We start from the raw sequence: 11,458 nt of genomic DNA on the forward strand, positions 1-11,458 counted from the left end.
TTTTTTTATTGATAAAGGTGAAGGCGCTTTTTTCATCTTAATTTCTTACGATTTGATGCGTATGGTGATGATCTTTAGCTGGTAGCGCGGCATAAGAGGAAATTTAGCATCTTGCTAAACCTTGCCTAGATGCTCCTGTAAGAACTTAATGAAGTGCTGTGTTTTTGCGGGCAGTAATCGGGTTACCGTAATGGCGTAGACGGATACTGGGGCCCCATGCCATTGGGGTAGTACGCGACGCAATCGCCCACTGGCAAGATCATCAGCGACAATTTTTTCCATCATCATGATGATGCCCATATCGAGTGTTGCCAAGCGGCAAATCATCCCGACACTGTTGAGTGTGAACCGGCTACCAATAGAAATTTTTGTGGTGTTAACCCCATCGTGCAGTGTCCACGTGTCAGCCTTCATGATGCTCAGACACTCATGGTGCGCCAGATCAGCAGGCTCGGCAGGCTCTCCCGAGCGGTCAAGATAACGGGGTGAAGCATAAAGGTACGCAGGGAGCACAGCCAATGGACGTGCGATCAATTGGGAATTCTCTGGTTTCCCTATGCGGATTGCTACATCGAAAGGCTCACTCACCAGATCGACCCATCGTGACGTAAGATCGAAATCGAAGACGATGCCCGGATAGAGCCTTGCAAATTCGGCGACCAAGGGTGCCATGTAGGTCACAGTAAAATCCACAGGCAGTGAAGCACGTAGAATGCCACTGGGCTGTGCGACCATTTCGCTGAGTTGCTCATGCGCGAGCTTGGCTTCATCAACGATGCGCTTACAGCGCTCGTAATAAATCTGCCCAGCCTCGGTTAACATGATCTTGCGTGTTGTGCGATGTAAAAGACGTAATCCAAGCGTCTTTTCCAAAGTACTGATCCGTCGTGACAGGGTCGAGTTCGGCATTCCGATAGTGTCGGCAGCACCGCGAAAGCTCTTAGCCTTGACAACTTCCACGAACAGGGCCATGTCGTTCAAAAATTCCATATCTAATGCTCCATTGATGGAGCAATATTATCCCAAGAGCAGTCTTTGTTCTATATAAGAAGCAATGGAGAATTTCACTCTTTTGTGGAAACCATCATGAAGGAAATAAGGGAAGTATTAAAAAGAAGCGTGAATATCAGGCTATTCGGTCTTGTGTTAGTTCTCTGTTGAGTCCGGCTGCCAGGGGCACAATTGCCAAGAAGGCGGCGACCAATACCTGAACGGTGTCGAAAACTGGCTGGCAGGTGCGGTGCAGCTGCAGGTAACCACTTCCTCTATTTCGGTCACTACAGCGACTCCCTGCACAATGCCGAACGCTCTGACTTTGCATAACGTGCAACAATCTTGCCTATATACTTATACAACGCTTGCCAGGTGCTCTGGTTGAAAACCCTCTACTTTAGCATTAAGGTCGATTATCATCATTTAGCCCTCCTGATCACTTCCGGTGAGATCAAGTTGTCAAAAGTGATCTCCCTACCATCTCCTGGCATGTTGAAATCTCGATACACCGGGGTCGCCCCAGGAATCTTGATACCTATCTGGTCGTACAAGAATCGATACGGGAGCGAATTGCCAACTTGATCTTCAATCTTTGAATTGTCGCTGAGGAATTGATTGTTTTTCAGAGAATACTTGAGCCGAATTGGCTGTTTCTGTCTTTTCCATTTATTCATCTGGCTAATAACAGCCTATCATCCTGCCTGTTTTATAAGACGATGATGTGACTGGCTTTGCAGAATAGAAGCACCTCGTTTCAAAAGCGCGATAAAGAAGATTTTTACGAATTTTTTCCAATTTTTGCAGCTGAAGGGCTGCGGCTATCCTATTACACTGGAATTATGTCATCATAATATCGGCTTTTCAGGAATTCTCTGGAGTGCCAAGGGAGTGGTTTTGACAGAAGTTCCATCAAAGACAAGGTTTATTTCCAGCGTATGACAGGTTATAACGATCCTAATGATATGACTGTACTGCTCCCGGTAACGAAATATTTGAAGATCTTCCGCCAATCGTGGTTCTCCGGAGTACTGTCCGTTCTATTTCTGTCGGTTGCGCTGATCATATTGCGCATCGATACTCAACAGGCACGCACTCATACCGATTCACTTGAAATGATCGGCCGTATTCATGCCAGTATCCAGCACCTGACCATCGTTTCTCCGGAAGCACTGCGTGGTAACGAGCAGGCTTTCGTGCAATTGCGCAATAACCTCGACCAGTTGAATCATTATGCAACCCTGCTGCAATACGGGGGGGAATATCAACGGAAAACTCTCCCGGCTGTAGCTGAACTGCTGCCCGCTGATTTATTCAAGACATTTCAGAATACATTGCGCATAAAAGAGAATCGGGCGCGTCAGATTCTGGAAAGCCGGGAAGCCCTGGTCAATCTGGCGGAGATTCTCAAACGAGTGGACCTGGTCAATCATGGTTTACAAAGAAAGCTGCAGGAATTTTCCGTCGAACTGACACAGACAGGGCACGCATCCAATCAGGCAGTGGCAGTCGAAACTGTAAAAATTCTTGTCCAGTTCATTGTCGGAAATGTCCGTTCCCTGATACAAGGCGGGTTTCAGGTCTCGGGTTCAGTGGATCAACAGTCAGCCGAATCCGAACAGATGACCGAGATGATTCAGACTTTGATAAAGGGGCGAGACTGGCTGTATTCGACCGTGCGGGGCAATCAGCTTTCTTCCGGGACCTTGTCCCAGATTCGTATCCAGTTCAATGCACTGGAAGATCTTTTGCGTGTTGCGCAGAGATTGACACCGGAAGTCACCGGTGCCTGGCATGCAATGCATGAGACTTTCTCGGCCAGCGACAGCTTGTCGACACTGATCAGTCAGATCGAACAGGCAATTACTGCGCACAACAATAATGAGGACATGCACACAACCGCGCTGTTCTATCTGATGGTGGTACTAGCCGTCGTCAGTGGCCTGGTATTCATTCATTTGTTCTCTACCAGTTTGCGCAAGTATATTCACCAGAGCGAACAAAATGTCGAAACCACCCAGAAGGCGATACTGCGTCTGCTCGATGAAATGGAAATACCGGCAGAAGGAGATCTGACCGCCCGGATGTCCGTCACCGAAGATGTGACCGGTACGATTGCCGATTCGATCAACCTGACCATCGAGGCATTGCAGGAGCTGGTCAGGAAAGTGAATCATGCCAGTTCCCAGGTAATGAATGCTTCCCATCAGGCAGAAAGTATTTCATCCGCCCTGTTGAATGCCGCTCAGGAACAGGCAGGCAAAATCGAAGATGCCACGGTTGCCGTACTGGGAATCGCCGAATCGCTGGAGGCGGTAGCCGGTTCGGCAGAAGAATGTACGGATGTGGCCAGGCAGACGCTGCATGCAGCGGAGAATGGTGCCAATGCCGTTCAGGATGCTATGGCCGGTATGAATGAAATCCGAGTTTACATTCAGGAAACTTCCAAACGGATCAAGAGGCTGGGAGAAAGTTCTCAGGAGATTGGTGAGATCGTCACCCTGATTTCAGATATTACTGAACAGACCAATATCCTAGCATTGAATGCTTCTATTCAGGCCACGGCAGCGGGGGAGGCCGGAAAAGGGTTTTCTGTCATCGCTCAGGAAATACAGCGATTGGCTGAACACTCAGCCGAAGCGACCCGTCAGATCAGTATGCTGATTCGTAATATCCGGGGGGATGCGCAAGATACCATCATTGCCATGGAGCGCAGTACGGCAGGGGTGGTTGAAGGTGCGAGGCGCGCCAATACCACGGGAAGTGCCCTGGAAGAAATCGAAACAGTTTCGAAACGCCTGGCGCAACTGGTGATTCGAATTACCGAAGCGACACATAAGCAAAACCGTGTTTCCAATAAAGTAGCCAAAAGCATGGAGGAGATTTTGTCCATTACGCGTCAGACCTCCCGGGGTACCCAGCAGAATGCTGATTCCATCAAGCAGATCGCTGAGCATGTCACCGACTTGAAATCATCCGTTGCCAGTTTCAAGGTATGACAGCGCATCATATAAGTTCACACTCAGTAAGGCAGAAATATCCGTTATCAACTTCAGGACTCAATAAGATCGCATCATGAATACTGCAACCAGGATAAACATCTCATCCGTCATGGGGATCAGAGAAGCCATCGAGCAGATTTTTACCCTGATCCATCGTCATTTTGATTCCTATGCCACGGATATCGACGATACCAGGCAGATCGAGGAATGCCGCTACTACATGCATCAGCTGAATGGCATGCTGGAAATGTTGGAGCTGAACGGCGTTGCGTTCGTCGGCCATAATGTGGAAGAGTTGCTTACTGTCCTGCAGGAACAGCGTATTGAACCGGATGCGCAGGTGCTGACCGCTACCCGGCAGGCAATCCGTTCCATTTATCGTTATCTGGATGCGTTGATTGATGGTGAGGTGGATAACCCGGTCCGGTTGTTTCCGATCTACCGGAAAATCATGCAAATACAGGGGCTGGAAGAAATTTCCGAAAGTGATCTGTTTTTCCCGGATATACGTGAATCGTTACCGTTGCAACCAGTGGCGCCGGATCTGGATGATTCCTCTCGACAGGAGACTGCTAAACAGGCGCGCGCGCAGTTCCAGTCAGGCTTGTTGAGTTGGCTGAAAAATGCGGAAGACAGACAAAGTCTGCAGAAAATGGTGGAAGCCGTGCGTTCGATCGAGAAGCTGCCTGCTCCCATCGAACAACGAAGATTCTGGTGGATCTCTTCGGGCTTTCTGGACAGTCTGCTGCATCAGGTGCAGGTTGCCGACAAATCTGCCCGCAGATTATGCGGCAAGATCGAACAGGAGATCCGGCATCTGAACAAGGAATCGCATACCGTCGCTGATCGCCTGACGAGAGAACTGCTTTACCGGGTAGCTCGCAGTCAGCCGGTAAGTGAACGTTTGCAGGAAATCGGTCGTGTTTATGACTGGCGGATTCCTTTGGCCACAATAGACAACCGGGAGCATCTCGACGAATCCATCATGGATGAAGAGGCAACTGCCTCGGATCTGCAAAACATGCGTGTTCTGCTGGAGGATATCAATGATCGGTGGCGTAGATTCGACGCAGAGAATCAGGAAATTCTTTCCTCGCTGCTGACGCTTGTCGAACGGTTCAGAACTCAGATCGCGCGAGTAAATTGTCCACCGTTGGAGAAACTGGCGGGTGTCATCCATGGAGCTTTATCCTATCTCCGTATTCGCCCGCAGAGTATGAACGAGGGGATTGCTCTCGACATCGCTTCATCTCTGTTGCTGACTGAGAACGCCATCGACAATTTCCACCGATTGTCACTGGAATTTCCAGCACAGGTCGAAGCGCTGGCTACCCGTATACGTACGGTGACTACCGGAAAGGGGAATGAAGATAATCTGCCTGATCTGCCCAGTCCGGATCAGGCAGGGCATCTCGCCCAGGAAAAAAAGCTGCTCAAGCAGGTGGCACAGGAAGTGCTCGCCAATCTGGCCCAGGTCGAAGATATCCTCGATCGTTTCTTTTTTGAACCGGAAATACGGAACGATCTGCCGGTTCTGCCGGAACTGTTCAAGCAGATCAGCGGCGTATTGCTTATGCTCGAACTGGATCGGGCCGGTACGCTGCTCGATTCATGCCGTGATCTCGTTGAAAAACTGATCGATCCGGATCGACCGCTGGATCAGGCTGAACAGATTCTGCTGGCTGATGCACTGAGCGGCCTCGGTTTCTATATCGAGGCACTCAGAAATGCCCAATCAGATTCCGAGGAAATTCTGACTGCGACGATCAACCAATTCAATCAGAAGCTGACCGTGCAATCTCTGTCGGAGGATATTCCGGCAATCTCTGCCGAACCGGCATCAATCGTTCCTGAAATTCCCTCTGAAGTCATCACGGATCAGTTGTATGACCCCGAACTGCTGGCGATTTTTCTCGACGAATCCGCTGATGTACTGGCAAGCATTGCAGCGCATCTGGAAGCCTGTTACAGCGATCATCTGGATCTGGCTGCACTGATAGCCATTCGCCGCGACTTTCATACCCTCAAGGGCAGTGGTCGCATGGTGAAACTGGAAGCCCTGAGTGAAGTGGCATGGCGTATCGAGCAACTTATGAATCGCTGGCTGAGTGAGCAGAAACCGGCAACCGGTGTGCTTCTGGATTTACTGGCGGAAAGCCACAGGCAGTTCAGCAACTGGTGTGCCAGCCTGAGAAAGAACGGTACTGCCGATATCAGGGCGCAATCCCTGCTCAATCGGATCAGAGAAATGATGTACGGCACGGAAGAACAGCCGATCATTGGCGCTGCGTCTCCCACACTTTCCACATCCACTGTCTCTGAACAGGGCACAAGCCCTGAATGGGCGGTAGAAGGCGTGGTATCCCCGCCTGCTGTGGAAGCTGAACCTGCAACGGAAACGGTGGTGCAAATCGGGAAGATCGAGGTACCGGCCGAGCTGTTCAGTATCTTTATCAAGGAAGCCAGTACTCATGTTGATACTCTCAAGCAGGCGCTTGGATTGTCCGGAGGCAATACCATTCTGTCGGTTTCCCATGAATCGATGCTGGCGGCACATACCCTGACCAGCACTGCACGTGCCTTGGGGTTGGACTGCATCGCACAGATCGGACAGATGCTGGAACGCTGGTTCAATCGGCTGCTGACGACTTCAGGCATGCCAGGGCCGCAGATACTGTCTCACATGACAGCAGCCGTAAATTTGCTGGACGACATGGTGACAGCTCTTTGCAACCATCAGTATCCTTCGGTCGAAACGTTACGGGCGGGAGAAGAAACGACGCATGAGCTGGCGCATCTGCTGGAAGAAGTATCTGTTCAAATGCCTGAAACAGAGCCGGCTGTACCCGGATCTGTTGAATCTGAATCTGCTGCCGAATCACGGGTGAGCGAAATGCTGGCAGAGATTGCACCTGCTTTGTTACAGGCGCCTGCCGTTACATTGCCGGTTTCATCAATCGAGCCGGTTGAAACCGAATCCGGGGCTGAACCTGCCGGTGTGGATCGGGAATTACTGGAAGTATTTCTTGAAGAAGCACAGGAGCTGCAATCCGAAATTGGAGCAAACCTGCGAGCTTGGCGCAGACAGCCCGAGCAAGCTACTGCACGCAAGGCAGTATTACGCGCATTGCATACACTGAAAGGCAGCGCCCGCATTGCCGGTGCACGGCAGGTAAGTGATCAGGCACATCAGATGGAAAGCGATATCGAGTCTGTATACGACCGGACTGTGCCTGCGACATTGCTCGATCAGCTTGAAGCCCGGTTCGATACCATTCTGGACGATATCGAACGGTTACGGTCATCCTTACAACCTGTGCCGAAGCATGATGTTTCACCAATAGAAGAAACCGAGATACGATCGGATCTGCTCCAGCCGGCAACGGAAACTGTACCGGATTTCCCCGTTTTTCCTGTATCTGCAGATAGCGATCAACCTGTACACAAAACTATTCTGCGGGTCGATGCGGAACTGATAGATCGCCTGATCAACGAATCGGGCGAATCGAGCCTCATCCGTTCCCGGATCGAGGCGCAGTTGTATGATCTGGAACAATATTTGCAGGACCTGGGTGAAAGTGTGGATCGTATGCGCGGTCAGTTGCGTGAAATCGAGCTGCTGGCTGAAATCCGGATTCCATCCGGCACACTACCCTCGATTGAGCAGACTGATTTCGATCCGCTGGAGCTGGATCATTTCACACGTTTCCAGGAATTGACCCGGCTGATGGCAGAAAGTATGGATGATGTGGTTACCATCCATAAAAGCCTGCGTGAAATGCGGCGTGCCGCCGATATGGCAGTGGATCAGCAGGCACATCTGAATCGCCGTTTACAGCAGGATCTGGTCCGTATTCGTACCGTCCCGTTCAGACATTATTCTGAACGCTTCTACCGTGTCGTCAGACAAGCGGCAAAAGATACCGGCAAACAGGCCAGCCTGATAATTCAGGGAGAGGATATCAAACTCGATCGGAGTATGCTCGATAAAATTGGTTCTCCCCTGGAACATTTACTGCGCAATGCGCTGGTACATGGCATCGAGAAACCCCAAGAACGTCTGCAGGCCGGCAAGGTGGAAACCGGTCAGGTCACACTCGATTTGCATCAGGAAGGCAGTGAAATCGTCATGAAGCTGCGGGATGATGGTGTCGGGCTGGATGCCGGGCGTATCCGTGACAAGGCACATCAACTTGGCTTGGATGGTCCGGAAAATGCACAGGATGATGAACAGTGGTATCCGCTGATTTTTACACATGGATTCTCCACGCTCGACAATGTAACGGCTATGGCAGGGCGGGGAGTCGGTCTCGATATCGTCAGAAATGAGCTGGGCGAGATCGGTGGCAATATCACCGTTACCTCGGAAAAGAACCATGGTGTTACGTTCACGTTGCGTCTGCCGGTGACATTGGCGGTAACGCAAGCGCTGATGGTGAGGGCAGCCGACAGTACCTATGCCATTCCGTCTGCGATCGTGGCACATGTGCTGGAAATGAATGAAGAAGCACTTGGTGCAGCTTACCGGGAACACTATCTGACATGGGAGGGGAATCGTTTCCCGCTGGTCTATTTGCCGCACTTGCTGGGCGTGCCGCATACTTTTCCTGAAATACGACGTCACAATCGTATTGTGTTATTGCAGGCAGGACATGAGCGGCTGGCTGTTCATGCCGATGCGCTGGCCGGTCAGTGTGAAGTGGTAATCAAGAACATCGGCCCGCAATTATCCCGTGCACCAGGTATCGAAGGCGCTACTATCACGGGAGATGGCAGCGTCGTGCTGATCATCGACCCGGTCAGACTGCTGCAGCGCGAGCAGGTGCAGGAGCTGCTGTCTGCAGGGCCGACTGCACCGGTCAAGGCCGTGGATATTCATCCCTCCGCCACCGCACCGGTCGTGATGATCGTCGATGATTCATTGACGGTGCGCAAAGTCACCAGCCGTTTGCTGGAACGGCAAGGCTATGAAATCCTGATTGCTAAAGATGGGGTGGGAGCGCTGCAACTGTTGCGTGAAACGACGCCCGCGATCATGCTGGTCGATATCGAAATGCCGCACATGGACGGTTTTGAGCTGATCCGGACGGTACGGAACAATCCGCAATTGCATACCCTTCCGATCATCATCATTTCTTCTCGCACCGCGGATAAGCATCGTAAAGTGGCGGAAGAATTGGGTGTAAATGAATTCATGGGCAAGCCTTATCAGGAGGAAGAGTTATTACACCATATCGAACGCCTGATCAAAGGGTGATATGAATTCGGTCATGGAGAAAACTGGAGCAGTTTGGGTTCAAATATAAACAGGTCTATCTCTGCAAACAGGATAGGGGATACACAAAACAAGGTGTAAGTACCTGATACAGAGATGCTCTTGAACATCTTGAACCCGTGCACACACTTGACAGGGAAAAAATAGTGCAGAAAAATTTGAGTCAAGGCAAAAAATAATTTACCCTTCCCGTCCTTTCTCAGAAAAGGTGCCTTTTCGGATACTTTCCGAGCTTTGTGGAATCGATTTCAGGTATCAGGCGATTGCGGCAACCCAGGTTGTCGATGCCGCTTTTTATTGCCCGGCCGTTCCGGGTAATTGTCTTCCCTGCGGGGACCCAATCCAAGCGAGTACCGCGTCAAGGCTTCAGGGGTGCTTGCGTAGAGTGGAGAAACCCATGAATCATGCTATAAAAATAATGGCTTCGGGTCATGAAGCATTGACTCAAAATACCCGATTCCAGGTATATACCGAGCGGCAACTGGACAAAATCAGGCCGCTGGAGAGGTTTACAGAAGAGCAGCGTTTTGAAATGCATGTAGTGGCCAATGTCCTGCCGTTTCGTGTCAATCAATATGTGATTGACGAACTGATTGACTGGAATAACATACCGGCAGATCCTGTTTTCCAGCTCACTTTCCCCCAGCGCAACATGCTGGAACCGGAGGATTTCGAGCGCATGGCCGAGGCATTGCGCCACGATGCGCAACGCAGCGAGATCCAGGCGATTGCTGTCGATATTCGCAGCAAACTGAACCCCCATCCTGCCGGACAGCAGGAAATGAATGTGCCGGTTTTTCACGACGACCCTCTGCCGGGCACACAGCACAAATACCGCGAAACCGTGCTGTTTTTCCCTAGCCAGGGGCAGGTGTGTCATAGCTATTGCACCTTTTGCTTCCGCTGGGCGCAATTTATCGGCGACAAGGAGTTGCGCTTTGCCAGCAATGAAGCCAGCAACCTGCACAAATATCTGGTCGGCCACAAGGATGTCACTGATCTGCTGATAACCGGTGGCGATCCTATGGTGATGAAAACCCATCACTTGAAAGCCTATCTGGAAGCCATGCTGCACCCGGCGCTGGAACATGTGCAGAACATCCGCATCGGTACCAAGTCGCTGACCTTCTGGCCGCAGCGCTATGTCACCGACAAGGATGCACACGAGCTGCTGGCGCTGCTGGAGCAGCTGGTAAAAGCGGGCAAGCATGTGGCCCTGATGGCGCACTTCAACCACTGGCGTGAAATGGATACACCCATTGTGCGCGAGGCGGTCAGGCGCATCCGTGCGGCGGGCGTGGTGATTCGTGCCCAGGCCCCGGTTGTGCGCAACATCAACGACGATCCGGCCGTCTGGGCAAAAATGTGGCGCATGCAGGTGGGCATGGGCATCATTCCCTACTACATGTTTGTTGAGCGCGATACCGGTGCCAAACGCTACTTTGAAGTCCCGCTGGAGTGCACCTACCAGATTTACCGTGAAGCTATCCAGCAAGTATCAGGACTGGCACGCACGGTACGCGGTCCGTCCATGAGCGCCGGTCCCGGCAAGGTGGAAATCCAGGGCATCGTTGAGCTGAATGGCGAGAAAGTCTTTGTCTTGCGCTTTATCCAGGGCCGCAACCCCGACTGGGTACAACGCGTCTTCTTTGCCAAATACGATCCCGAGGCCACCTGGTTTGATGACCTCAAACCGGCCTTTGGTGAGGAGAAGTTTTTCTTCACTGATGAATACAACGCCATGCAGGGAATGTAACCGACTATTTATCCGATAGGAGAGAAAGCTCATGGTAACAGCAGTTGCTATGGGCTTTTTTTCAGGGTGATGAATCCTAATTGCGAAAACTGTAGTTCAGTAATCCTGACATAAGTGTTTTTCCCGGTTACACCTGAATGGTTACAAGTGGAACCATAAACGCGTACACCGCGTGTATTGTCATATGCAACTGAATCTGCCAAAACGAATCAGAAAATGAATTCCCAACCGCCAACGCCAACCGTTGGAATCTGGCTAATAAGGTCAACGATTGCTGGGTATTGGATTTTATGCACGATTCACTGTATTGCGGAAACGCATTTCGAACGCTTAACGTAACCTGAGTTCGGGATAAGCCCTTAAGCTTTAGCCAGGCTGTTTGACATGGTCTAATGAGTCCGGACAATCCAGTTAAGAGAAAATAATCTTAACTGG

General features: G+C 51.0%; 4 protein-coding genes. 3 read left to right on the forward strand and 1 reads right to left on the reverse strand.

All coding sequences use genetic code 11. From position 1 onward, the window contains the following. Window positions 1–114: 114 nt before the first annotated feature. A complete protein-coding gene (locus ABUL11_RS09975) occupies window positions 115–990 on the reverse strand; it encodes a LysR family transcriptional regulator (protein WP_350283707.1) in 876 nt (291 codons plus the stop codon). A gap of 965 nt (window positions 991–1,955) precedes the next feature. Between ABUL11_RS09975 and ABUL11_RS09980 the strand changes: the two genes are divergently transcribed. The 3 genes from ABUL11_RS09980 to ABUL11_RS09990 all read left to right on the forward strand — a co-directional run bounded on the left by ABUL11_RS09980 (window position 1,956) and on the right by ABUL11_RS09990 (window position 11,023). Continuing rightward, complete coding sequence (locus ABUL11_RS09980; protein WP_350283708.1) at window positions 1,956–3,989, forward strand: methyl-accepting chemotaxis protein; 2,034 nt, start codon at window positions 1,956–1,958, stop codon at window positions 3,987–3,989. A 76-nt stretch (window positions 3,990–4,065) separates the two neighbouring features. Continuing rightward, window positions 4,066–9,249, forward strand: a complete 5,184-nt coding sequence (locus ABUL11_RS09985; RefSeq protein ID WP_350283709.1) for a hybrid sensor histidine kinase/response regulator — start codon at window positions 4,066–4,068, stop codon at window positions 9,247–9,249. A 415-nt stretch (window positions 9,250–9,664) separates the two neighbouring features. Then, window positions 9,665–11,023 (forward strand): KamA family radical SAM protein, encoded by a 1,359-nt coding sequence (locus ABUL11_RS09990; protein WP_350283710.1) that lies wholly within the window; start codon window positions 9,665–9,667, stop codon window positions 11,021–11,023. The last annotated feature ends 435 nt before the right edge of the window (window positions 11,024–11,458 follow it).

This window comes from Nitrosomonas sp. (assembly GCF_040256045.1).
GTDB lineage: Bacteria > Pseudomonadota > Gammaproteobacteria > Burkholderiales > Nitrosomonadaceae > Nitrosomonas.